This window comes from Streptomyces sp. NPDC048331, from assembly GCF_043201215.1.
Taxonomy (GTDB): Bacteria; Actinomycetota; Actinomycetes; order Streptomycetales; family Streptomycetaceae; genus Streptomyces.
The window spans coordinates 1-24205 of the sequence record NZ_JBICYT010000059.1 but is presented as its reverse complement, the minus strand read 5'-3'; the positions used below and the strand labels follow the sequence as shown (position 1 = coordinate 24205).

The window sequence follows — 24205 nt, the reverse complement described above, 5'->3', positions numbered from 1 at the left end:
TGACCTATTTCAGGCGCTGCGGAGGCCGCGCAGCTCGAAGACCGAAGCCCATTCGGGGTGCTGCTCCAGGAGCAGACGGACGTACCTACTGCGGAAGTTGTTGTTCAGCTTCCAGGTGTCGCCCCGGGTGGCGCGGCCGTACTCGTAGCGCAGGACCTCGAACAGCATCCCGATGCCCACTCGGGGCAGGCCGCGCTCTACGCAGTCGGCCGTCATGGCCTCCAGCTTCGCCAGAATCCAGGGGTTGAGCTCGTGGAAAGCCTGGAAGCGTTCCTGGATGCTCAAGTCCCCGCCGGCCGGGTCGGGGTGCCGCAGCGGCGCCATCGGTAGTTCGAGCTGCGTGGAAAGCATGATCCCTCCGGAGATAGATGGTGGCCTATTTCTACGTCATGAGCGCGGCGCGATCCAAGTGGACTTGGTGGCCAATACCTAAATTCTACTACCTCTAATGGGGGTGTCAACCACCCCCAAACGAAACGAGGGCCCCGGGGGCAATCCCCCCAGAGCCCTCAACCTCATCCCGTGAAGGTGCTGTTAAGCGCCGTCCGGCACTGCATCCGCCTCCGCGGCCTTCTTGCCCCGCTCCTTGATGACCGAGCCGGGCCCCGCATACCGGCCCTCCCGCAGATCCTCGACAACCTCAGCCTGAAGCTGCCACGCGCCCGGGTTCCGCCTCGCGGTCTTCGACACCTCCTCGGTGTGCTCCGCACCCGCAAGGACCGTCTCCAGAAGCCACAGCGGTGACCCGGACAGCTCGTAGTCCGCCGCCGGCAGCATCCCCTGGGCGCTCTTCGTCGCCTGGCTCGCCTTCACCTGGTCCACGCCGAACATCTCGGCCACCTCCTGGAGACCGACCAGGCACGGCAGCTCGCCCTTCGATTTCGGGCGGACCCCTGCACCCTGCTCCTGGACCAAGCTCTCCAACCGGCCGGCATCGAGCTGCCGGCCCCGCCCGCCCTCCGGCAGGGCGCAGTCCACAACCAGGCCACCCGGCCAGAACGGCTTGCCCGAGACGATCACCGCGTCCTCGTAGGAGAGCGTCCCCCTCGGAATCCACCGGTCGCTGACGGCGGTCGGCGCGATGTTGTACACATGCGCGATCTCCTTGCGGCCCATCACCAGCGGCTTAGCCACAACAACCCCTCCTCTCTCCTATGTCTGCGATAGCAGAATACGGGTATGGGGGTGGGGGTGCGGCCGGGGCCATCGCAGCGCGCCGCTCGGCCCGATAGACTGAGGCCACACTTTCCAAGAGGTGTACGGAAGCCCCCGCCATCTGCCGATGCCCGGGGGCTTACCCGTTGGTCTTCGCGGCCGGCTTGGAACGTTTCCTCTTCTGCCCATTTCGCGGAGCTGCGTTGAAGGTCGCCGGTGTCTGCCCCGACCGGCACGAAGTCCCGCGCCCGGGCGGCACAACACACCAGAAGACCTGTGCCGATCAGGCGGTCTGTTCCTCCTGGCCCAGGTACCCCATCGCCCACGCCCGCCTGATCGCGTACGCCGGCCTGCCGGTGGCGTCCAGCCCAACCAGAAGATCGCCGTACGCGTCACGAAGCCGGTGCTCCGGCCACGAGACCCGCTCCTTCATCTCGGCGACCGTCAGCCCTTCGGCGAGGTAGCCGAGCACCTGTAGCTCGTCCTTCGAGAGCTCCACCGGGTCTTCGATAGACGGCCAGGTCAGCTGCTCCGAGGAGTACGCGCGGTGGACTAAGGCAGTGGTGCGGGTCGAGCCGGTCTTCAACCGGGCGAACTTCAGCCTGGTCTGCACCGTTGAAGCCTTGACGCCCAGCTTCTCTGCGATCGTTTCGATCTTCAAGCCGTCGGCGGCCAGGTCTACGGCTTCGAGCTCGCGACGTGTCAGCCGGAACCCGCTGCCGGGTGCCGCTCGCCCGCTCACGCCGCGGCCCTGATCCAGTCGGTCGGCCGGTGAGGGGCGACGCTCCTGCCGTCGGGCAGAAGCCCTCCGGTGTCCTCGAAGACCAAGGCGCCGCCACAGAGCAAACTCCATCCCTGCTCTGGATGCGCCGAGACGACCTTGGCCGACTCCCAGCCACTCTCGTTGGCCCCCGGGCAAGGCGGAGAGTGCGGACAGGGCGGAGACGGGAACTGTGCCACAGGATTCCTTCTGATCAGGCCGCCCAAGCCGGAGCGGCAACGTAGTTGGAAGCCGCCCGCGCAGCACCGGGAAGGGGCACGGCCTACGCGGGCGGCAGCTTCAGCCCGGAGAACGGCCGGCGGCCCTCCGGGGGAGAGGAGGGAGGCCGCCCAACCGTGCAGCGGGGGCAGGCCTGGCCACCTCGGTTTCGAGCGGTGGAAGCGGTAGCCAGTCCAGGTTTCCGCCGCCAGCAACGGACAGCGCCCTGCGCAGCAAGATCGGTCCGACAAGCTGATTCCGGTCCCAGGGCCGAACCCAGAACGGCCCCGGCGGGGCTGACCGGCCCAGCGGCGGCATGAGCACCCGCCCCCCGGCTATGCAACGCCCGAACTCGCCGTCCCACCATGCCGCTGTCCCAGGAGGAACGAGCCAGTACCGAAACGGCCGGCCCGGGTCGTCGACCACCGGGCCGCACCTGTTCTGCCAGGTATCCATGAGCGTGAGCGCCCGATCGGAGCGCCGACCACGAGGCGTGATCACGACCTCGAAGGTGAGGGGGCCGAGCCGCAGCTCCACTTCACCGCTGGTCTTCTGGTGCAGGAGCCGACGCACAGCAGCGGCCAGCTCTTCGGTGTCGGGCGCCGGTGCACTCGGTGGAACGGCTAACACCTCGACGGGCAGGGTCATCCCGCTGCTCGCAGCCCGGTCGAAGCCATCAGGCACCAGGTGGTGCCGTCGCCCGACAGGCCCCAGTACCCGCGGTGCAGCCGAGCGAAGTGATCCACGAGGAACAGGCCGCGCCTGCCCTGGTCGTCCGGCTCCACCATCGGGTACACGGGGACGTACGGACCGCCCCCGGCGACCGCCACCGTGAACGTTCGGGGACCGGCGATCAGCTGGACACGGATAACAGTGCTGGCTCCGTGGCGGAGTTCGCTCGTGTAGAGCTCGCTCGCGATCAACTCAGCTGCGTGCACGCTGTCTTCCTCAACGCCCCAGCGGCGCAAGCAAGACGTCGTGAACCGCCGGATGTCCTGCACGTGGCGGGCATCCTCCTGGGTGAACGACCCGGGACCGGCCGGTCGAGCACACCCGACCGCAGCCTCTGCTCCGTCGCGGGACGCTTCACCCCGAGGAACCTCGCTACGCCGCGCAACGGGGAACGGCAAGGGCGGCAGATGGTCCGGCATCGGGGAATCGCCCAGGCGCAGCACCGTCGGCACCTCTGCGTCGAGCAGGCGATGCCCTGCACCCTCCGGCGCGGAGCGCGCCACCTCACGGAACGTGGTCATGGAACCCATCGCACCGTCCCGCCGAGGAGGGGAACAGGGGAATTGAGAGGGGGAAAAACTTGTCAAGGGGGAACCTGAGGGGGAACCAGCGGCCCATGATGGGGAAACACCCACCAACAGAGGGCACACTCATGCCAGCAGACTTCGGCCACCTGCTCGTCCAGCTCCGCCGGAAGGCCAAACGCACCCAAGAGCAGCAGGCAGACGCGATCAATGCGGTCTCCGGCCGGGAGACCATGACGCGCCGCGAGATCAACCGCTACGAGCACGGCGAGCACATCCCCACGAACCACACCCTGGCCCACATTGCGGTGGCCTGCGGCTTACCCCCCGAGCAGCTTCAACGGGAAGCAGCTGCCGCCCGTGCGCGTCGCCGGAACCCGGTCCACTTCGAAGCGGAGGAAGGAGTCGACGTGCTGAATCGCCGGACACTGATGGGTGGCGCCCTCGTCGGTGCCGCTGCAGCCGCCGAGCCGTGGGGTCGCCTCGCCCACGCCCTCGGGAAGGGCGCCAAGATCGACGGAGACTCCGCAGAGACGCTGGCCCGTCGGGCAAGCGCCCTGCACATCAGCGAACATCACCTGACCGCCCAGCAGCTTCGTGGGCAGGTCGAATCGCATCTCGACGCCATCACCGCTGCCCTTCCCCGGGCCGGCCAACACGAGCGGGCCCTTACTGTCGCCGCGGGGGAGACAGCAGCACTCGCCGGCTGGGTGGCGTGGGACCTGGGAGACCACCGGACCGCGCGCGCCTACTACAGGGTCACCGCCGACTGCGCCGAAGCTTCGGGCCACCCCCCGCTTCGGGCCCTCGCTCTGGGCTACGCCAGCTACGGAGCGGACACCCCCAGCCGTGCGGTTGAGCTGCTGGCCAAGGCCGCCCAGGACGTTCGCGGCCCGGGGAACGGCGCTGCCGCCGCCTGGATCCACGCCCGGCATGCGGAGGAGGCCGCGAACACCGGCGACAACACGGCTGCGCTCCGTGCGCTCGACCGGGCGCGGATCGCCTACGACTTCGCCGACCACACTGCCGAACAGGCATGGGTCCAGTTCATGACCCCAGCCCGGATGGACTCGCTCGTCCTCTCCGTCTACGGGCAACTCGGCCACCAGCAGCTCTCGGAGGCGGCAGCCGACACTATGGAACGCCTCGGCCAGGACCTGTCGGATTCCGGCGTCGTCATCCTCGGAGACCTCGCCCACGCACTCCTACAAGGAGGCGACATCGGCCACGGTGTTCACGTGGCTCACCAGTTCGCGGCCGCTGCCCAGACCCGCCCCAACACCATGGGCCGGGCCCGAGCCGCCGCTGTCGCGGCGCGGCTTCCCAGCTCGGAGTGCGACCTCGCGCACCACCTGCAAGAGCTGGCGGCCTGAGGGCGCCCATGCCGCGCACCCTGGCAGCGGCGGGCCGGGGGCCGCGCTAGCGCGGGGTGGTCTCCTCGACCACCCACTTCAGGTACGCCTCGGAACCGCCCGTGACCGGCATGGTGACCCACTCGGGAACTTCATAGGGGTGCTCCTCGGCCACCCACGCCTCCAGCTCGGGAAGCCGGTCCGCCGTGGTCTTGTACGAGAGGCGCCACTCTTGCGCCGTCTCGATCTTCCCCTGCCACCAGTACGTGGCGCTGAACGGCCCGTCGATGTGGCAGCAGGCCGCCAGCCTCGCCTCAACGGCCCCTTGCACCAGGGCCTGCGCCCGGGCCTCGTCGTCAATGGATGTCTGCGCGATCACGATCTCGGTCGCCATAAGGCCCCTCCTGGTCGGTCTACCCCGACCCTACCGAGCCTCCCACTCAGCCGCGGCCGGACCAGACGGGAGGGGGCCCGGCCGCCGCCGAACCCCCTCGGGATCTCTACTCCACTGCTCGGACCGGACTTGACCGGTCGGGCTCTGCCTCAACCGGGGGGCGCTCCGGCTCGTACAGCCAGCGCGGCAGCAGCCGCTGAACCACAGGCAGCGCCATGACCCGCGTGACGGCACCGGCCACGGCGAGCGCGACCGCAACACCGGCCGCCGACTGGTGGACGCCGGAGGCATCCACGATCAGAGGCAGACCCGCGGCCAGACCCAGCAGGGTCTGGAACACGGTTCGAACCGTTCGACGATTCGCATCGGAAACCCGGCTCACTTCGGCACCACCAGCTTCTGCCCCGGGTGGATCACGTACGGAGAAGCGATGTCGTTCGCCTTCGCCAGCGCCTGCCACGAGACGCCGAGCTCCTGCCCGATCCCGGACAGCGTGTCGCCAGACCGCACGGTGTACGTGCTGCCGCCGCCGCCCGGCTTCCCTGCCAGGCGCGCACCGATGCGCTGGCGCAGACCCGACATGGTGAAGCCCTTCGGATCGACCTTGCCCGGCTGCCACTCCTTGTGACCGATGACGCTTGCCGCGCCCCACTTGTGGGCTCGGCAGATCGCGGCAGACACCTTCTCGATGGCCTCCAGCTGCGCGCCCGGCCACGGATCCTCGCCGTCGCCGAGGTTCTCGCACTCGAAGCCGTAGAACGCCGTGTTGCCATCGGCGTCAGCTTCGTTCGCCGCCGGCAGCGCGCGCTCCGCGATCACCGCGTCCAGGACGTCTGAGTCGCCGGACCCGGCATGGTTCGCCCTGCCGTTGCCGATCAGATAGACCGTGCCGTCCTTGGCGATCACGCCATGGCACAGCGGGCCCGGTAGACCGCTGTACCCGGTCTCGCAGATGCTCACCGTGTTCGCGGTGCCCGAGGTCACGGTGTGATGGATCATCACGCCGCGGACCGGGCCCCACGGCCCCTTGTGATTCCGGTTGTGGGTGCGCCAACCGGGGCGCTCGACGATGCGCACGCCTTCAGCGCGCAGCGCCGCCACGAGTGCATCAGCACTCAGAGGTGTAGCCATGTTCGGATCTCGGATTCTCCCCGCGCCCAAGATCAAAAGAGGTAGGCGGAGCCCGCGTCAGCGAGCCGTGCCCTGCGTGACCAGCCACAGCTGGAGCACCATCAGCAGCAGCGGCGCCACAAACGACGAGAGCACCAGCCGGCGGGTCGCCGCCGCCTGCGCCTGGTCCTCACGGCGCTGCTGCTCCGTCCGCTCCGCGACCTGGTCGTGCTCCCCGCGGAGCCCGGCAAGAGCCGTCTCGACGGCTCCGATTCGCTGCTCCGTTGCCCGCTGGTCGGCCCGGTACACGTCCTGGGTGACCACCTGGTCGAGCCGGGCCGCCAGATGGGCGAGGTCTCCTCGCAGGTCCTCGCGGAGCTGCGAGACCGCGCGGTGCAGCTCCCACAGCGTCGGCTCTGCGCTCGGAGGCACGGACACGGACATCACTCCTGACGGCCCCGCGCGCCTGAAGCTGATCGTACGTGTGCGGACAGGACGCCCCTACAAGGGCGGGCCGCAGACGCTCCTGCGGCCCGCCCTCGGCTACTTCACGTACGTGACCTTCAACTGCGGCGGGTACTGCTGGCCGACACCGTGAGCCCGCCCGTAGTACGCGCTGTCCGTGTTGTTTGGGTCCAGAGCGATCCCCTTCCACTTGGTCTCGTCGAAGACGGACGTGATGTCGATCCACCGGCCTTCATTGCGGCGGAACGACACGTTCATCGACTGGCCGTCGCTGCTGAAGCTCCCCGGCCGCGAGCTGTGGCTATGCGCCTTGATGACTGCCGTGCCGCCGGCCGCGTAGTACCAGTGCTCGAAGTAGACGAACAGCTGGACCTTCTCGATCTTGGCGCCGCTCAGGTCGCTGGTCAGCGATGCCGGGAAGCCGACGAGCGAGGCGGTCAGACCGTTGGTGCTCGAGTAGTAGCCCTGGAGCATTTGATTGCCGTGGTAGCTGCTGTAACTGCCGCGGTTGGTGTACGTACCCGACCAGGCCGCGCTGTACGTCTTCTCGTACCGCTGAGTCGCGGGCTTCGTCGGTTCCGTTCCGCCGCCAGCTCCTCCACGGTTGAGTTCACCGGTGTTGGCGATCGCCCGGCCGATGTCCTCGACGTACATCGTGGCCGGGAATCCGCCGCCCCCGAACAGGGAGACGGTCCCGCCCGCCGCTCCCCACCGCCACATGAAGGAGCTGAGGAGGCGATGGTTTCCAGGTCCGAGCGTCGCACCAGAGGCCATCAGCTCAAGGCGTAGCCGCTGCCAGCCACCACTTGCCGGGACCACGAGGCTTTGGAGTTGCCTGGAGGTGACGGTCGGGGTTGCTGTCCCTCCGTCGCGGAGGAACAGCAACAGCTCACCTCCGCCGGCGGAGGGATCCGCGTAGGCGTCGACGACGATCCGATACTGCCGGTCTGCTTGGAGGCGGACGGGCAGCTCGATGTAGCCGGTCTCCGCATCCATGGCAGCCTGCACCCCGGCAGTCGTCGTGTGCACGGCGACGATGCCGCGCGCCAAGTCGGAGAGCTGTGTCTCCAGCTTCTCCCCGTTGACGGAAAGCACGCCGGCCACGGAGAGGTCGTTGAACGCACCGTGCCCGTTCTCGTTGATGGTCGCGACCGGCACGCCCTCGTTGGTGATCGTCAGGTACTGCGGGCGGCCCGTGACCAGAGAGATCGACTCCTCACCAGTCGGGTCGAACAGCCTCAGCCCCTCCGGGGAGATTTCCGCGCGGGAGCCGCCGCCGCCGGACGACATCACGAGGCGGATCACCACGTTGTCGAAGGTCACGTTCCCCGCGGTGGCATCGTTGGCGCCGAGCCGCAGCCGCCCGGTGACCGTCTGCGGAGGCGCGACCGTCGAAGGACTGCCCGCCATGTACTGCCAGCCCTTGCCTGCCATGCCGGACGGACCGGTGAGCGTGCTGTACCCGAGGGTGGTCCCCGCAGCGTCCTCCCACCGGACGTACACGGTCCAGTTCCGGCCGACCCAGTCCGCGCTGACCTGGTAGTCCGCCGCCATCCACACCCGCATCCCAGGAGTGGCCTCGAACAGGCCCAGGGTGTGCGTACGGTCCGTGGCCGTCGCCGAGGTGCAGTCCGCGCGGATTGCCTTCGGGGTGTCCCGGCCCGGGGAGACGATGCTCCAGCCTCCGGTTGGCGCTACTCGCTTGGCCGCCACCTCGCCCTCGAAGCTGGCGTCCGCCACGAGGTTGCCGTCGATGCCCAGGGCGATCTTGTCCGCCGTGATCGACCCGGCCTTGATGTGCACGGCCTCGACTGCTCCCGCAGCAATGGCGGTGGCCGTCACCGAGTTCGCTGCCAGCTTCTCGGCCGTGATCGCCAAGGCGGCCACCTTGTCCGCAGTGATCGCCTTGGCCGCGATCTTCTCGGCCGTGATGGCCAAGGCGGCGAGCTTGTCCGTCGTGATGGCGCCGGCGAACACCTTCGGGGCCGTCACGGCGCCGTCCGCGATCTGCACCCCGGGCAGAACCGGCCGCACCGCCGCGTTGTCCCACCACACCGCGCCGACCGTCGCCGCGCCGGACTCCAGCCGTATACGGGCGCGCACCGCGTCGGCGGGGGCCGCAAGGGTCGCGGACAGCCGTCCCCACTGCGCCCGCAGGGGGCTAGCGGTACGGGCTTTGCCGTAGCCGAGGATTTTTCCGTCTGCGGCCTCCCAGCGGGCGTGGAAGCTGATCTCCGCGCCCGCCCAGTCGTCCGACACCCAGTAGTCGACGGCCAGGTACAGCTGATCGGCGGGCGTGGCGGGCAGCACCGTGAGGTCCACCGCCCGGTACACGGCGGTGGCCGAGGCCGCGTCGATCCGCAGTGACGAGGCCGACCCGTTCCCACGGGTCTTGTCCACCGTTGCCCAGGGCAAGGCAGCGGTCAGCGCCAGCGTCTGCGGGCCTTCGAACGACGGGTCGGCCAAGATGTTCGCGGTGCCGACGATGGTCATCTTGTCCGCGGTGATCGCACCAGCGACGACGTGCCCGGCGGCTACCGAGGCGGCCTGGAGCTCCCGGCCGCTGATCGTGTCGGCGGCCACCTTGCCCGCAGTCACCGAGTCGGTCGCCAGAGCGCCCGTGGTTACGCTGCCTGCAACGAGGTTGGAGCTGTCCACGATGCCGGTCTTCAGTACCTCGACCGTGACGGCGTCCACTTGCATCACGCCGGAGGCCGAAGCCGTCCCGGTCCGAGTGGAGTCGAAGTTGAGCCACAGGAATGGGGCAACGAACCGGACGTCGGCGTGCAGCTTGCCCGGCGCCCGCGGATCCGGCGAGGCCCCGCCGCCGACGGCCGCCCCGGCTTCACCACGGCCGCGCACGTAGCCGGTGAAGACCTTCCATCCCTCGCCGACGGTCGGGGTCCCCCGAGACGCGGCGCAGTACACGTGCGCTTCGACGCTGTTCGCGCCGGTGCGGTTGACCATGGTGGTGCCATCGGCGGCCAGTCCGAGCAGCCCCACGTACACGGTGTCCGTGCCCGCGTCCGAGGGGCTGAGCGTCCGTATCCGGGCCGAGACCCGGTACAGGGAGTCTGGCTCGTATGGGATCGGCGTCGAACCGCGCACCACCGCGAAGCCCGTCGCCTGCCCGACCGTGCGGCCAGTGGGCGCATCGACCACGCCGGTCAGGTGCTCCCACTTGCCGCCCGTCCCGATACCCAGGGCCTTCCAGGCGGCTGCGTCGCCCAGCGCGTCCACGTAGTGCTGGGTGATCCCGTCTGACAAGGCTCCGCCCAACGCGTTCAAGGTGACGGCGCCGGCGCCGAGCTTGTCGCTCGTGACGGCCGCCTTGGCGAGCTTGGCCGCGAGCACTGCCCCGTCCGCGAGGGCGGCCGACTTCACCGCGCCCACCGCGATCTTTGTGTCCGTGACCGCCTTGTCGGCCAGCTTGATGTCCGACACGATTCCGTCGAGGAGGTCCTGCCCCACAGCCTGCCGAGCCGCTGCGGCACCAGCGGCAGAGGGTTCGCTCGGCTTGCCCGAGGTGCTGACCGCGACCAGGCGCACATGCCGGGGCTCGTAGTCGGGGACTGCGATCGTCACCGATGCTCCGGAGGCGGCCTCGATCGTCGCAGCCGGGCTGCGGACGTCCACCGGATCCGCAGCCGAACCCAGCAGGTGCACCTGCACCCGGCCGAGGTTCAGCGGCGCGGTGGCCGCGTCCACGAATCCGCCGTCCCAGGTGACGCGAAGCCCACCAAGGACTGGGGTCACACGAGGGGCGCTCGGCGCGGGCGGCGGAGGCCCGTTGAAGGTGGCCACGCCCGTTGTGCCGTCGAACTGCACACCGACGGACCCGGTGAGGACTCCGTCCTCGTCGTACACCTCGATCGAACCGGCCTCGACCGACGAGTACGCCAGGGACGCCGTCCGAGACCCGCGGCTGAGCTGCCGCTCCACATCGGCCAGCCGGGACACGATCTGCGTCAGGTTGCTCGCCATCATCAGCCTCCGTACACGAAACGGTCGGACCGGGCCAGCGACAGCGTGACCCGCTCGGGCTCCTCGCCGTCCGGCGGCCGGATGGACCAGCCGGTTACACGGCACCAGCCGGACCAGTTCGCCCACTCGTCGTGGATGCGCACCCGTACGTCGTCGCCGATCTGCCACGACCCGATCCGGGCGGCCGGATGGTCGATCACGTGCAGTTCGTCCACCTCTCCCATGACCTGGCGGGCCGTCCGCTCCCGGCGGGCACGGGCCGCGAGCCGATCGTTCCCCTTCTCGTTCGGCACCTCGAGAACACGCTCAAGGCGAAGACGGCCGTTTCGGACCGCCTCGACCGCGCGCCGCCGCCCGCGGCCTTCCCCGGCGCCGAGCGCGATGACGACCTGGGCGTACTCGTCGCCGTCGTACGTGACCGGAGTCGTCTCCGCGATGTTCACGCCGGAGCTGAAGGACAGGTCGTGGCGGCGGGTGCCCAGGCGCGGCCAGCCGAGCTGGATGCGCCCCACGGGGCGGTCCCCGGACAGCACGGTGGTCTCCGTCCACTCCGGACCGCCGTCCACTTCCGTCATGTCCTCGACGATGTCGCCGAGCACGGGTGCCTCCCACCACTCCGAGCGGAAGGGCTCCGCCGGGGTGCCGACCTTCGCCTTGGACAACGTCGGTTCCACCTGCACGCCGAGGTCCCCGTCCGGCTGCTGCTGGGCGTACGCCCACACATCCCGGATCACCTGGCACGGGTCGGCGTACGTGTACGGGCCGCGCCCATCGAGCTCCCCGTGCACGTCGTGGCGCCGGTGCAGATAGGAGCCCCAGCCGGCCGCCTCCAGCGGGTAGGCGCCGCCCTCCGGCTCGGCACGCCAGATCAGCCCGCCCCACAGCAGGGTGTCGTCCCGCTCGACGGTCAGCACCGTGTTCCCGGGGCTGATCTGCGAGCCGAGCAGGTGCTGGAACGGAACAGGCACGCGCCCGGAGAAGTCGCCGGGCTCATCGAGACGCAGCCCGAACTCGACGTCGGTCAAAGGCAGGTCCGGAACGACCAGGCCGCCGGTGAGGGCGTCGCGGACCTGGTAGCGGTAGGCGGGCATCAGGTGCCCTCCTCGAACTCGATGTCCGCGATGACCGTGGTCACGACGTCGGCCTGCAAGGAGCCCGCGTTGTCCTTGGTGAGGAAGACGAGGCCCTGGAGGGGCTGCGTGGTGCCGCGCATGTCCGCCGGGATGCTGATGGTGTCCGCCGAGATCGCGTTGACGCGCACGGACCCGTCGCCCTTGGTGCTGCCGTCGTCGATCTGGATGGACTGGCCCTGCACGGAGCCGAGCCGGAAGGCCGTGGACCCCCAGATGCTGCCCAGCACCTGAAGCCCGGAGACGGTCATGACGATGCGGGCGCGCACCGCCCACTTCGGTACGCGGATGTTGAACCGGCTCGCCGGCGGCCAGTCCGCCCAGCTCCCGCTGTTACCTGCCCAGTTCTGGTCACCGCTCGGGGAAGCGGTGTGCAACTGCCGCTCCTTGCGCGGGTTCGCGATCGTGCGGATATCGCGGATCATGCCGTCCGTGATGACCTTGGTGTTGGCCGGGATGTCGATCCGGGCCAGCGCGACGGCGGTCATGCCTGCGGGCGGGGTCGTCGCATTGGCGGACACGTTCGGGATCACGTGGAAGTACCCGATGTCATCCCGCTCAGGGTCCCGGACGCCCTCGTACTCCGGGTCTTCCACCCGCAGCACCAGGAGGTCGGACCTCGGCGAGACCCCCGTGGGTGCGACCGGCACGCTCTGGAAGCCCACGTTGTACTGCGTGTACGACCCCTGCCCCCATGCGACGGCGCCCCGGATGACGGCGGATCCGTCTCCCACCCGGACACCGGCACCTGGGGTGGCCAGCTGGCCGACTCGCAGGTCGTCGGACTCGGTGATGCCCTGTGCACCGTGGCTGAGGTCGCGGACCATCATCCGGAAGGCGCGCGCGGCGTGGGTTCCACCGTGGACGAGCAGCGGCGGGTTGATCAACGTCATGGGAGGTCCTTGCAGTTAGAGGGCGATGTGCGCGCTGCGCCAGGTCACGGCCAGGCGGGAGGCGGAGGAGTATCCGCGGGCGGTCCACCACAGCTCGGTGGAGCCCGGCGGGATCTGGAATCCGTCGAGCCGGGATGCACCCGACAGGGACGTGGCGACGTTCTCGCTGCCGTTGCGGAGCGCCCATCGGGTGCCCGGCCGGGTCTCGATGTCGATGCGCTCGCCGGTCGTCAGCGACACACCGAGCTCCAGCAGCGCACCGGTCTTCGGCATGTAGATCCGCGGGCTGATCACCGGCCCGGTGATCCGGATAGTTGGCCACGCCGGCATGCGGCCGTCGTTGCGGACCATGCCCCGCCGCTCGTTCGGCACGGACGTGCCCGTGTTCAGCGGGGCCACCAGCGGCGCCTTGAGACCGCCCAGACCGCGAGAGGACAGCGACAGCGTCAGCGACGACACCGTGTCCTCGTAGAACCGCGGATCGGTCGCGGCGAACTCCACATCCAGAGGAATCCAGCCGAAGGCGGCCTGCTCCCATGACGGTTCGAGGCGACGCAGCCGACCGAACACGACTCGGGTGGGGCTGCCAGGCCACTTGATCCGCAGCGGCATGGTCGCCCCGGGCGCAGTTCGGACGGCGGCGGCATCGGCCGCCTCCTGGAGGTCAGCAAGGATCTGCCGGGCTGCTGCCGGGTCGCCAGGGGTCTTGATGGCGCAGTCGATGCGGATCGTCCGGGCGTCGTACCAGTCGGCACCGGCCCACACCCCGTCCGCGCCCGGCCGCGAGACCAGCTCCCCGCGAACCGCAGCCCGGCCCAGGCCTTCCACCTCGGCGATCGGAATGGAGGTGCCGTGCCCAATGACGATGCCGCCCAGCTCGATCTGGAAGTCCTTCAAGGCGGTGCTCATCGCAGGCCGCCCCTCTTCGCGCGGCGCAGTTGGTACGCCACCGAAGCCGCGATGTCGCTCGCGGTCGCAGCCGCCTTCGACACGTGGATGGTCTGCGTGCCAATCGCGGGGGCCTGCTGCACCACCACGACCTGCGGCCGGCCCGCGCCCGCATCGACCAGACGCTGAGGCGTGAGCCCGTACCCGAAGCGTCCTGCCGTCTCGGCCAGCACGTCCGTTGCCCGACTGCGCTTCGACGCCGCATGCGGGATGAACGATTCTGCGACCGTCTCACCCTCGGCGAACTTGATTAGGCCACGGCCCGACCCACGAAAGATCCCCGGCTCCCAGATCCCGCCGTTGGCGTACGACAAGCCCCTGTTCGCCCGAGCCAGGTCGGCCATGAACCGTTCAGCCCGCGAACCGACGCCGCGCAGCTGGCTCGTAGCCAGGTTGGCGACCTCGATCAGCCGGTCTTCCTCGATCCCCGTGGACTCCGAGACGTAGTGGATGCCCCTCCCGGTGGACAGCGCAGGGATGATCTTCACCAGGTCGGTGAGCTGCTCCCCGGACAGCGTCTTGTCGGCGGCCCGGGATGCCTTGTCCGCCTCGGCGGCCTTCTTCGGGTCCTTCACCGCCTGCTCGGCCAGCTTCTCCGCAGCCTCGTCACCCTGCTCGGCCAGGCGCGCGGCGAGGGAGCCGTACCCGGCGGCGGCGAGCTTGGCCAGGTTCGACTGGAAGGCGTCGGCGTTCTTCACCGCGTTGCCGAGCTGGCGGGCGTAGTCGGCCAACGACACCCGAGCCGCACCGGACAGCTTCTTCAGCTGCTCCGCCATCTCGTTGATGTACTTCGTCGAGCCCTTCGCCATCTTCGAGGTGAGCTCGATACCGTCCTCGCCCATCTCCTCCAGCGCATCGGCCACGTCCTGGCCGGCACGAGAGGCGATCGTGGACAGGTCGGATCGCCACCGCTCCGTCTTCGCCGCGGACTCCCGCAGGTTCTTCTCGAACAGCGTGAGGTCGAAGGTCTCGTTGCCCTTCTTGTCCTTCCGCATGGACTTCGACCGCAGGCCCGAACCGCTGCCCCAGCTCGGCGACGGCGACGGCTGGTAGCTCCAGTCCGACAGCCCACCGCCCGCGAAGTAGCTGATCTCCCCTCCGAACCGGCGCGCGACCTCACCGAGGATCGCCTTCGACCGAGTCCGCTTGCTACCAGCGAGAGGGATGTAGGCCTCGCCCTGCGTCTCCGGCTCCGCCCACACCCGCCACGATCCGGCGGGAGCGATCTGCGCAACGTGCTGCTCCGATCGGACACCGCCCTCGGCGTAGTACGACACAACCCCGCCGTTTGCCTGGAACTGGTAGCCGTCCGCCCAGGGGCCCGGCCCCCGCGAACCGGACGTCGTCCAGATGCTGTTGTGGACTGTGGTGATCGTGACCGTCCGGCCGGTGAGCGAGTTGATCGCGCCCTGGATCGCGCTGACGTTGCCCGTGGCCGTGCCGGTGGGCACGTACACGTTCACGTTCTTCGACCCCGGGATCTCGGTGATCTTGAACCCGAGGTCGGTGAGCTGCTGGCGGGCGCCCTCGGTCGGCGCGGCCACGGTGACGAACTTCGAGCCGGGCACGCTGCCGATAGCGGCCTTGACGGACTCCAGACTCGCGATCGTCGCGGACGTACCCGCGGTGGTCTGGACGTGCTTGGACCCCGGGGTCGCGCTGATCTTCGCGATCAGCGCGTCCAGGTCCGCGCGAGCCAGGTCGGTCGGCGCGGTGACCTGCACCGTCCGGTCCTTCATGTCGGCGATCTTGAAACCCAGCTTCTCCAGCTCGGCGCGCGCTTCGTTGGACAGCGTCGAGATGGTGACGGTCTTCTTGTCTGGCGTCGCCTTCAGCGCCTGCTGCACGGCCATCAGCTCGGCCATCGACGCGTCCATGCCGGCCGTCTGGAGAAGGATGCTGACCTTCTCCGGGACCAGGCCCGCCTTGTCCGCCAGGTTCGCGGCCTGCTCGGCGGTCAGGCCGAAGCCCTGCGCCGTAGCGATGGCCGAGTCGCGGGCCGTAGCCATCTGCTTCTGCGCAGCCTGAAGCGCCTCCGGCACCGACTTCCCGTTGGCCTCGGCGAACTGGTAGGCGGCGAGCGCGGCGTCCGCACTGTTAGTGGACAGCCCCTGAAGGACGTCATAGAGCTTCTGGCCGTTGCGGGTGACGGTGGACAGCGAGCCGTCCATGTTCAGCAGGACCTTGCCGTACCCCTCCGCATGGTCCACGCCGCCCTTCAACGCCTCGCTGGCATCCAGCACGGACCGGTTCAGCCGGGCTTCGGCCGCGGACAGGTTCACCGAGCCGCCGGCCAGGATGTTCAGCGCGTCGTGCAGAGCCCGGGCACGCGAGTCGGCGTCAGCGGTGGTGTCGGAGAGGCGCCGCATCGCGTCGGAGAACTTCCCGAACGGGCCCACCGAGTCGGCCGCGGACTTCGCCCCCGACGCCTGCGCGTCCGCCAGGTTCTTCGCGTCCGTCACGGCCTGCGACATCTCACCCTTGACCGACCCCAGGGCGCGCGCCGCCTGGTCGTAGCTCTTGCCCGTCTCCGTGAACTGCCACTTCCCGACGCGCCCCTGGGTCACGAACTCCCGGTTCGCTGCGGCCGTCTCCCGCAGCCGGTTCTGGAGCGAGTTGAGACCGCCGTCCTGGCCGAGGTAGGTGTCCGTGAGCTGCCGGGCGGACACACCGACCTTCCCCATCACGTCGACCAGCCGCGCCTTGCCGTCGAGGACCTTGGCCTCCATCACGGCCTGCGCGGCGACGGAGCGGACGTTGTCGTTGATCGCCCCGTTCGACTCCCGCAGCGCCTGCGACAGGCTGCTGATCCGCGACTTGTGCTCGGCGGCAGCCTGCGCCGCCTTCTGCTGGTGGGAGGCAAGCATCGACAGCCCGACGCCGGCCGCCGCGATCGCGACGCCCCAAGGCCCGCCCAGCGCGCCCATGAGCCCGCGAGCCGCACCACCGAGACCGACACCGATCGACCGGGCCAGGCCCTGAGCCGGACCCTCGGCCGCACGGAAAGCGGCGCCCATCTGCCCGATGATCGGAACGCGGGCCTGGAGCACGGCCAGGTGCTGGCCGATACGGCTGACGGACTGGCCCTGCCGCTCGGCCAGCGCCGACTGCACACGCATCTGGTCGCCCCACGACCGGTACGCGCCGACGACCGGCCCGGACACGGTGCCAGCCAGGCGGCTCATGACGGGCGCGACACGGTTGGCCATCAGCATGGCGATGATCGCGGTCTGCACCGGGCCGGGCAGCGCACCGAAGGCCTGCACGATCCACGCCACGCCCTGGCCGATCGGCCCCAGAACCTCGGAGAGCCCGGACGCCCCGGCGCTTGCCAGGTTCAAGGCGGTGGTGACGATGTCCAGAGCGGTCGCCCCGGCCCCGGCCTCGCCGGTGACCTCGGCCAGCGCCTCCGCGATCGGGGACAAGCCCTCGCCCAGGTTCTCGAGGATGTCCAGCCCGGCACGTCCGGCGTTGACGACCACGTTGATCGCAGACGCGAGCGCATCGAAGGCGAGATCCTTCAGCGGACCGCCCATACCTCCGGCAGCGTCCCGGATCGCGTCGAAGCCCTCCGCGATAGCCGCCGACGCCGACGGCTTCGCCAGCGTGTAGAGGTCATGCAGGTAGTCCAGGCCGCCGGCCAGCGCGGGCGTGGCCGCGCCGAGCCCGGCCGTGAGCAGGCGAGTGACCTTCTCCAGGCCGGGCGCAGCAGAGGTGTAGAGGACCTGGCCGGTGGTCTTCCACTGGCTCTTCAGCTGGGTGACCGCACCGGCGAGCCCCTTCGTCTGGGACTCGGCAATCTCACCGGCGGCGCCGGTACGGCTGATCGCGGTCCGCATCTGGTCGAACGCCTCGGTGCCCTGGTGCGCCAGAGCCAGCGCACCTTGGAGAGCAGGCTTGCCGACGACCTTCGACATCGCCGCAGCGAAGTCCTTCTTACTGAGCTGGTGGCCCGCCTTCTCGAATCCCTCGACGACCTCGCGAAGACCCTTGAAGTTCCCCTGCGCGTCCCAGGCCTCGATGCCGAGCTCGGCCAGGCCCACACGCATCCGCTTCGTCGGGGCCGCGAGGTTGGTGAAGATGCCGCGCAGGGACGTTCCCGCCTTGGAACCGAGGATGCCGGAGCGGGCCAGCATGGCCACGGCGGTCGCGGTGTCCTCGATGGACACACCGAGCTGAGCGGCGACCGGCCCGGTGTAGGACATCGCGTAGTAGATGTCCTTCAGACCACCGGAGGCCGCGTTCGCGCCGGAGGCGAGGACATCGGCCGCACGCCCCGCATGGTTCGAGCTCAGCCCGAACTGATCCATGACGTCACCGAGATACTTCGCGGCATCTGCGGCAGACAGGTTGTCGGCAGCCGCCAGCTGCATGGCGGCGCGCCCGTTCGCGATGGACGACGTGGCGGTCTGGCCGGCCTTGGCCAGCTCCAGCATCGCGTCCGCGGCCTTCGTCGCCGAAGTGCCGGGGATGGTGAGATCGGCGCCGAGCTCGCGGGCCTTGGCCGCGGCCATCACCATCTCCTGGCCGGACGCCCCGGTAACGGCCCCCCACTTCTGAATGGTGCGCTGGTACTCGTTGCCCTCCTTTGCGATCTCCGCGAGCCCGGAGACGATGCCGCCGCCAACGACGAGGTTCCGAAGGTGGTGGGCTTCCTGCCGGGCGCCGAGCAGACCCCGGCGCAGCTGCCGCATCGCGGCATCGCCTTCCGAAGCGACCTGCCGGAGCCCTCGGCGTGCGGAGTCGGAATCGGTGGCGATGCCGCGCAGGCCGGAAGCGCCGGAGCCGACGCGGCCGAGGGTCCGGTGGATCGCGTCGACATCGCGGCCGAGGGACCGCAGCGCGCCGGAGGCGCCTCGGATGCTGGAGAGCAGGTTCGCGGCGTCAGCGCGCATCTGCACGCTGAGCGTGTAGGACGACACCGGTCCGGTGCCCTTACTCCCCGCGCCCCTTCGGATGCGCCCCTACCGCCCCACACGGCACGCGCCAGCCGGAGCCCGCACGCTGTTGAAGATCAGCGTACGGGCGTCAGCGTGCGGCCTGCTGTGCCTCCCAAGCTGTACGCGGGACCAGGCCGATCCGGACGCCGTACCCGTCAGGACCTTCGGGTACGGTCTGCTGCTCGTTGGCGATCAGCTCGCACCCCACGCACCGGACCGTCGTGGTGACGTACGCGAACCGGTCCCCGCCGTGCTGCTCGTCCCATTCGCCGGCACGGGTGCCGCACTGCTCGCACACGCTGCGCCGGTACGCCTCGTACGCCAGGGCCTTGACCCGGTCGGATTCCGACCACCGGCCGTCCCCCGCGCCGACGAAATAGGAGTGCGGGATGCGGTAGCGGTCGCACAGCTCCAGTTCGATGCGGAGGCGTTCGTCAGCGATCAGCCTTTTCCCAGCTCCGACGCCGTCGCACGGTTGATCTGCTGCGCCTGCCACGCTGCCGCGAACAGGCTGTTGGACTCTGCAACCGGCCAACCGTCCAGGAGGTCCTGAGCGTCCGGCACGGTCATACCGTCGACCTCGTGGCCGTCGTCGTCGCGCTCGACGTGCGCCGCGGAGACCAGCGCGGCCGGGAAGCTCGTCGGGTTCCAGGCGTCGCCGTCCTCGGCCTGGTCCTCCGTCGGCGGGTGCTGCCGTATCAGCCCATCGAGTGCCGGCCGAGGGAGCGCGCGGAAGGAGAGGGTGACCGACACATCGTCGAAGGCGTCCTGCGCGGAGACGAGTTCGGCCTCCGCTGCCTCCAGCTCCTTCTGCTCGCCGCCGGTCTCGGCGTCAGCCAGCCGAAGCCTGGCGACGTCGAGCTTCGCCCGGTCCAGGCGCTGCTTGGCCGCCATGTCGTCGCACAGTTGAAGGAGCTGCTCGGGAAGCTGGCGGGCGCGGAGCCGGGCGAGCTTGCGTGCCCAGTGGTCATCGCGGCCGGTAGCCGGCGTGGTCGTCGGTTCGGTGGGGGTGGGGCTGGTCATCGGAAGCTCCGTGATGGGGGAGGTCCCGGCCGGGCGCAGCGTGCCGCCCGACCGGGAGGGGAGGGCGGGGTGGCTACGGCTTCGGGGCTGCGGGCGGTACGGGCGCGTCCTGGAGCGGCTTCTCCGTGATGGAGAAGGCCACGGTGAACTTCGCTGCCTCGTTGTCCACGCTGTACTGCGGGGACCGGGAGCCGATACGGACCGGGAAGACGTCCATCGACCGGGAGGCGGGTACGTCGCCCTTGCGGAGGAAGACCACCCAGCCGGTGGAGTCCTTCGTGAGCAGCTGCTCGATCTCGTCGGCGACCTTGTCCTCGTAGAAGCCGAGGGAGGAGTCGTCGGCCTGGTCAACGCCGGGAATCTTCGACTCGAACGTGGACCCCAGGTCCGGGGTCTCGATCGCCTGGTTCGACAGCGACCAGCCGTCGATCGCGGCGACCGCGTTCGTCAGGTCGGTACCGGCGGTCAGTTCCGCCCGAGTAGGAAGGTTGCCAGCGTCTTTGACGGCCTTCAGCCACAGGATGCGCGTGACGCCGCGCCGCGAGTATTTCTGGATCTGCAAGGTCTGCTGTCCGATTCCGGGACGGCAGCCGCACGTCAGGGAGGGCCCCGTCCCTCGACGATGTCGGGGAACCGGCCCACCCGTTGATCGGGTTGGGCGTCCGCGTGGGGCCTCCGCGGTGAGGGGGGGGCGATGAGTCGTGTGCCTCTATGACTCAACTTACCGTCAGAAGAATGACGCCTTCGTGCCACGAAGGAACCCCACGAGCCACCTGGTCAACCAAGCGCGTCCCTTGTGATGTTAAGGCCATACACGGTGAGCGTGCGCCCGTCGAAAGACGTCATGGCTGTGGGTGCGGACGTCAAGGCGGTCGTTTGCCTCGTACGGAGTGCAGCACGTGGGCCGCGGTCAGGCCCGCCACCCCAGCGCCGGCGATGGTCACATCCCACCGCTTCACCGCACCGATCCCACCTTTCGATACGCCTTCGGACTGCTGCTTGCTTCGCAGCGGAGCGCCGGCCGGATTGGGGGCGATGTTCGGCAGCAGGTGAGGGAGACGTGATGGGGTGTGCCGGTTCAGGTGGTGAGGCGGTCCAGGTGCGCGTTCAGGGTGGTGGCGGGCGGGTAGGTGGCGCCGACTGCGGTGACGTGTTTCCAGTGCAGGCGGCTGTCGCTGTCGATGATGAACACCGAACGTCGCAGGCCGATCAGGGGTGCTGCGATCCCGAAGGACCTCGCTACCGTGCGCCCCTCATCGGACAGCAGCGGCATCCGCAGGCCCCTGTTGCGGGCGAACCTCTCGTGACTGTCGACTCCCTGTGGGCTGATGCCCCACACGGTTGCCCCGGCGGACTCCAGTTCGGCCAGGCCGTCGGAGTAGGAGCACAGTTGCGCGGTGCACACAGGGGTGTCGTCGCCGGGGTAGAAGGCGAGGATGAGGGGTTTGCCCCGCTGTTCGCACAGCGTGTAGTCGGCGCGTTGGAAGGTTGCGCCGTCCAGGCGGCCGCCGGGCAGGCGGAAGTCGCCGACGGTGTCTCCGATCTTCGGGGTGTTGGCCATGGGGGACCTCGATGGTTTCGGGGTGCGGACACTGGGCGGGGCGTTCCGTCAGGTGGGAAGGGTCATCAGGAGGAGGGGGTCGGTGGTGGGCTGGGGTGACCCGCCGGTGGGCTCGAGGGTGAGGCCGACCGCTCCCGCGTCGGCGGGGTCGCCGGTGAGGAGGACGGTGCCGTCGTGGTCGATGAATCCGGCCGGGCGCATGGTGCCCTTGTGGTCGAGCCACAGCTGGTATGTCTTTCCCGCTCCGGGGGCGGGGAGGCTGGCGGCGGTGAAGACAGCCTTGTTCTGCCGGTCGGAGGTGACGACCGTGGTCAGGGCTCCGTTGGCTGCCCGTCCGTGGGCGGTGCGGGCGTCGGGCGCTGCCAGGACGGTGCTGACCTCAGCCAGTTGCTGTTGGGCTTGGCGGGCTTGGTGCTTGAGGTCCTGTCCGTTCTGGATCTGCCACACGGCGACGCCGCCGAGTGCGGCAGCGGCCACGCTTGCTGCCAGTACCAACGGCATAGCCCTGCGGCGCAGCACGCCGCCGAGGGAGGATGACGCCACAGGGGTGGGGGGGATGCGGGGAGGGAGCTGGCGTACGCAGTCGATGGCGGCCATGACTTGCGTCTTGGCTGATTTGGGCGGCGTTTGGGAGACCGCGGCTGCCAGGCGTGCTGCGGTGGCCTGGAATTCTGCGGCTTCTTGTCGGCAGGCCTGGCAGGTTTGCAGGTGGGTGTCGAAGTCGTTGCGTTCGCTGGGGTCGAGTGCGTCGAGGGCGTAGGCGGCGGCGAGGGTGTGTGTGTCGGTGTCGGTGGCGTGGTGTTTCATGTGGTCACCCCCATGCAGTCGCGGAGCCGGATGAGTCCGTCGCGCATGCGTGTCTTGATGGTGGGAAGCGGTGTGCGCAGGGCTTCGGCGACTTCACGGTAGGTGAGGCCCTGGTAGTAGGCCAGGGTGACGGCCTGGCGCTGGAGTTCGGTGAGGCCGCGCATGCAGCGGCGGACCTGCTCGGAGTCCAGGCGGATTTCGACTTGTTCGGCAACTTCGTCGAAGGCGGTGGTGTGTTCGCGGGCGGCTTGGGCGTGTTCTCGGTCGGCGGACGCCTGGGCGGAGCGGACCCGGTCCACGGCCCGCCGGTGGGCGATCGTCGCCGCCCATGTGGTGACGGAGCCGGCGTCGGGCCGGTAGCGGGCGGCTTGCCGCCACAGGTCGATCATGACCTCCTGGGCGACCTCCTCGGACTGGGCCCGGTCGCGTACGACCTTGATCACGATTCCGAACACGAGGGGTGCGAGGGCGTCATAGAGGGTGGAGAAGGCCTGTTTGTCTCCGTGGGCGACCTTCTGCATGGTTTCGGTGAGGCCGGCGTGTCCTGCTGCGGGGCCGGGGCCGAAGGGGAGTGGTTGGTTCACCGGCGCCGGTCCCGCCGTGGCGAGGAGACGGAGGGACGGCCGGGCAGGGCCGTCGTGGGGCGGGGTGTCCATCGCATGCCGGTCCTTGGAAGCTCGTCGCTCAAGCGGGGCCGGGCCGCCCCAGGGGTCGGCCCGGCCACCACAGCAGGTGGGTGTGTCAGCAGTTCTTCGTAGCCGACGGGCGCGTGGATGGGAGGTGGTTCGTCACTCGCACACCCGCGGTTACCCCGTTCGAGGGAAGCGAGAGGTGTCGGCCCAGCCGGGGGGCGGTCGGCGGCGAAGGGACGGGTGTGGGGGCCCCAAGGCGTTCGGGGTTCCCGCACTGGCCGGCGGACCGATCGACCGGTTTCGGGTATCCCATGGAGGTGGTTCAGATGGTTCGTGTGCGACGAGGTCTTGCGGTGGCGTTGGCGGCTGGTGCGGTCGTGGTGGGTGGCGCGTCGGTGGCTTCGGCCGATGCCGGGGCGCAGGGGGTTGCGGCGTATTCGCCGGGTGTGGGTTCGGGCAACCTGATCCGGGTGCCCATCCATATCCCGGTCAACGCGTGCGGCAACACGGTCAGCGTGATCGGGCTGCTGAACCCGTCCTTCGGCAACACTTGCGTCAACGCCTGATCCGGTACTGCTAGAAGAGCTCCGGTTCGCCGCCGACAAGACGGGGTGGCGCGGACCGGTGACCTGCCCGGCATCGGGTGCGTTCGAGGCCCTGGGGGTACGTCGAACGCATCGCAGGCGGGGCGGGTCGGCTGCGGGTGGCTGTCGGCACAGCCACCCGCAGCACCCCCGCTTTGCACGCATTACCAGGTGAGGACCGCGATGACCTGCTTGCCGTGAGCACAGGGGCTGACGAAGAGATCCGCACCCAGCGCCCGGATGATCTTCAGTCCCCTCCCGCCCGGCTCAAGTCGTTGCCGGCCACCATGGTGGCGGTGGAGTTCTGCTGATCCGTCGCTGACGGCGATGCCGGCCCGGCCGTCCTCCAGGGTGAAGGTCAGCGCGTAGGGTCCGTTCGCGTGCCGGATCGCATTGGTGACCAGTTCGGAGACGATGAGCAAGATGTCCCCGGCGACACCGCGGGGGCAGGACGAGGACCGGACGGCCATGAGTCGCTCTGCGGTCTGACGTGCTTCGTGCGGCGCCTGCATACTCGACGGGAGCGGCCGGTGCAGTGGCCGGACACGCGCGCGGTGCGATGGCGGTGTCCATGGTGATTCCTCACGGTGAGTGCGGCCCCTGTGATCGGTGCCCGAACGGATGGAACAGCAAGGGGGCTCCGGTGATTCCGGAACCCCCTCATCGGCAATCCGGCGCTACCACTTGTTGTGGCAGTTCCAGTGGCCGGGAACCCAGTGACTGACGTAGTGGCCGGGCACCCAGTGCTGCTTCCAGTAGCCCTTGCCCCACCATCCGTCGTGCCAGTTCCCGTGGTGATCACGGTAGCCGTGGTGCCAACTGCCCTGGTGCCACTTCCCTTCCCAGTGGCCCTTGACCCACTTCTCGGCCCGGTGGCCCTGGTACCAGGTGCACCGCTCGTGGCGGTCCCATCGGTCATGGCGGTGGTCCCGGTCGCCGGTGACCGTCGAGGTCACCGCGGACGGCGCCGTCGCGGCGCTCGCCGACGCGGA

General features: G+C 69.5%; 24 protein-coding genes. 2 read left to right on the top strand and 22 right to left on the bottom strand.

Annotated elements, in window-relative coordinates; translation table 11 throughout:
- Positions 1–9: 9 nt before the first annotated feature.
- From ACGFYY_RS39495 to ACGFYY_RS39475, 5 genes are all read right to left on the bottom strand, one after another.
- Positions 10–351 carry a hypothetical protein gene (locus ACGFYY_RS39495; RefSeq protein WP_364852227.1) on the bottom strand — a complete coding sequence of 114 codons (342 nt, stop codon included), beginning with the start codon at positions 349–351 and terminating at the stop codon, positions 10–12.
- A gap of 183 nt (positions 352–534) precedes the next feature.
- Complete coding sequence (locus tag ACGFYY_RS39490) at positions 535–1134, bottom strand: hypothetical protein (RefSeq protein WP_364852230.1); 600 nt, start codon at positions 1132–1134, stop codon at positions 535–537.
- Between the two features lie 304 nt (positions 1135–1438).
- The gene (locus ACGFYY_RS39485; protein WP_364852232.1) at positions 1439–1897 is read right to left on the bottom strand and encodes a helix-turn-helix transcriptional regulator; all 459 of its coding nucleotides are present in this window, start codon (positions 1895–1897) and stop codon (positions 1439–1441) included.
- On the bottom strand, positions 1894–2115 hold the full coding sequence (locus ACGFYY_RS39480) for a DUF5999 family protein (RefSeq protein WP_364852234.1): 222 nt from the start codon (positions 2113–2115) through the stop codon (positions 1894–1896). The genes ACGFYY_RS39485 and ACGFYY_RS39480 overlap by 4 nt, the downstream gene beginning before the upstream one ends.
- Before the next feature lie 663 nt (positions 2116–2778).
- Positions 2779–3285 carry an ATP-binding protein gene (locus ACGFYY_RS39475; protein WP_393717107.1) on the bottom strand — a complete coding sequence of 169 codons (507 nt, stop codon included), beginning with the start codon at positions 3283–3285 and terminating at the stop codon, positions 2779–2781.
- Positions 3286–3518: 233 nt separating this feature from the next.
- On the opposite strand from ACGFYY_RS39475, the gene ACGFYY_RS39470 reads away from it, so the two are divergent.
- Positions 3519–4763, top strand: coding sequence for a helix-turn-helix transcriptional regulator (locus ACGFYY_RS39470; RefSeq protein WP_364852238.1), 1245 nt, complete (start codon positions 3519–3521; stop codon positions 4761–4763).
- A gap of 46 nt (positions 4764–4809) precedes the next feature.
- On the opposite strand, the gene cutA is transcribed toward ACGFYY_RS39470, so the two are convergent.
- The 15 genes from cutA to sigK all read right to left on the bottom strand — a co-directional run bounded on the left by cutA (position 4810) and on the right by sigK (position 22581).
- On the bottom strand, positions 4810–5136 hold the full coding sequence (gene cutA, locus ACGFYY_RS39465) for a divalent-cation tolerance protein CutA (protein WP_364852240.1): 327 nt from the start codon (positions 5134–5136) through the stop codon (positions 4810–4812).
- A 106-nt stretch (positions 5137–5242) separates the two neighbouring features.
- The gene (locus ACGFYY_RS39460) at positions 5243–5518 is read right to left on the bottom strand and encodes a hypothetical protein (protein ID WP_364852242.1); all 276 of its coding nucleotides are present in this window, start codon (positions 5516–5518) and stop codon (positions 5243–5245) included.
- Positions 5515–6267 (bottom strand): N-acetylmuramoyl-L-alanine amidase, encoded by a 753-nt coding sequence (locus tag ACGFYY_RS39455; protein ID WP_364852244.1) that lies wholly within the window; start codon positions 6265–6267, stop codon positions 5515–5517. The genes ACGFYY_RS39460 and ACGFYY_RS39455 overlap by 4 nt, the downstream gene beginning before the upstream one ends.
- Before the next feature lie 57 nt (positions 6268–6324).
- Positions 6325–6684 (bottom strand): hypothetical protein, encoded by a 360-nt coding sequence (locus ACGFYY_RS39450; protein WP_364852246.1) that lies wholly within the window; start codon positions 6682–6684, stop codon positions 6325–6327.
- 105 nt (positions 6685–6789) lie between these two features.
- Complete coding sequence (locus ACGFYY_RS39445) at positions 6790–10698, bottom strand: hypothetical protein (RefSeq protein WP_393717087.1); 3909 nt, start codon at positions 10696–10698, stop codon at positions 6790–6792.
- A complete protein-coding gene (locus tag ACGFYY_RS39440) occupies positions 10698–11786 on the bottom strand; it encodes a hypothetical protein (protein WP_364852250.1) in 1089 nt (362 codons plus the stop codon). Before ACGFYY_RS39440 ends, ACGFYY_RS39445 begins: the two co-directional genes overlap by 1 nt.
- The gene (locus tag ACGFYY_RS39435; protein WP_364852251.1) at positions 11786–12718 is read right to left on the bottom strand and encodes a hypothetical protein; all 933 of its coding nucleotides are present in this window, start codon (positions 12716–12718) and stop codon (positions 11786–11788) included. Before ACGFYY_RS39435 ends, ACGFYY_RS39440 begins: the two co-directional genes overlap by 1 nt.
- Before the next feature lie 15 nt (positions 12719–12733).
- A complete protein-coding gene (locus tag ACGFYY_RS39430; protein WP_364852253.1) occupies positions 12734–13627 on the bottom strand; it encodes a hypothetical protein in 894 nt (297 codons plus the stop codon).
- Entirely contained in the window at positions 13624–18561 is a 4938-nt protein-coding gene (locus ACGFYY_RS39425) for a phage tail tape measure protein (protein WP_393717105.1), read from the bottom strand. The genes ACGFYY_RS39430 and ACGFYY_RS39425 overlap by 4 nt, the downstream gene beginning before the upstream one ends.
- A 133-nt stretch (positions 18562–18694) precedes the next feature.
- The gene (locus ACGFYY_RS39420) at positions 18695–19102 is read right to left on the bottom strand and encodes a hypothetical protein (RefSeq protein ID WP_393717084.1); all 408 of its coding nucleotides are present in this window, start codon (positions 19100–19102) and stop codon (positions 18695–18697) included.
- Positions 19048–19629 (bottom strand): hypothetical protein, encoded by a 582-nt coding sequence (locus tag ACGFYY_RS39415; RefSeq protein ID WP_393717082.1) that lies wholly within the window; start codon positions 19627–19629, stop codon positions 19048–19050. The genes ACGFYY_RS39420 and ACGFYY_RS39415 overlap by 55 nt, the downstream gene beginning before the upstream one ends.
- Positions 19630–19702: 73 nt before the next feature.
- Entirely contained in the window at positions 19703–20191 is a 489-nt protein-coding gene (locus tag ACGFYY_RS39410; RefSeq protein WP_393717080.1) for a hypothetical protein, read from the bottom strand.
- 516 nt (positions 20192–20707) lie between these two features.
- Positions 20708–21190, bottom strand: coding sequence for a peroxiredoxin (locus ACGFYY_RS39405; RefSeq protein ID WP_364852261.1), 483 nt, complete (start codon positions 21188–21190; stop codon positions 20708–20710).
- A 48-nt stretch (positions 21191–21238) separates the two neighbouring features.
- The gene (locus ACGFYY_RS39400) at positions 21239–21997 is read right to left on the bottom strand and encodes an anti-sigma factor (RefSeq protein ID WP_364852263.1); all 759 of its coding nucleotides are present in this window, start codon (positions 21995–21997) and stop codon (positions 21239–21241) included.
- Complete coding sequence (gene sigK / locus ACGFYY_RS39395) at positions 21994–22581, bottom strand: ECF RNA polymerase sigma factor SigK (RefSeq protein ID WP_393717077.1); 588 nt, start codon at positions 22579–22581, stop codon at positions 21994–21996. The genes ACGFYY_RS39400 and sigK overlap by 4 nt, the downstream gene beginning before the upstream one ends.
- 374 nt (positions 22582–22955) lie before the next feature.
- On the opposite strand from sigK, the gene ACGFYY_RS39390 reads away from it, so the two are divergent.
- On the top strand, positions 22956–23195 hold the full coding sequence (locus ACGFYY_RS39390; RefSeq protein ID WP_364852402.1) for a chaplin: 240 nt from the start codon (positions 22956–22958) through the stop codon (positions 23193–23195).
- A 182-nt stretch (positions 23196–23377) separates the two neighbouring features.
- Here the strand turns inward: ACGFYY_RS39390 and ACGFYY_RS39385 are convergent, their stop codons facing one another.
- Both ACGFYY_RS39385 and ACGFYY_RS39380 read right to left on the bottom strand, forming a co-directional pair.
- On the bottom strand, positions 23378–23725 hold the full coding sequence (locus tag ACGFYY_RS39385; RefSeq protein ID WP_393717075.1) for an ATP-binding protein: 348 nt from the start codon (positions 23723–23725) through the stop codon (positions 23378–23380).
- Positions 23726–23890: 165 nt separating this feature from the next.
- The coding region (locus ACGFYY_RS39380) for a hypothetical protein (RefSeq protein ID WP_393717073.1) at positions 23891–24205 on the bottom strand (315 nt) is incomplete at its 5' end.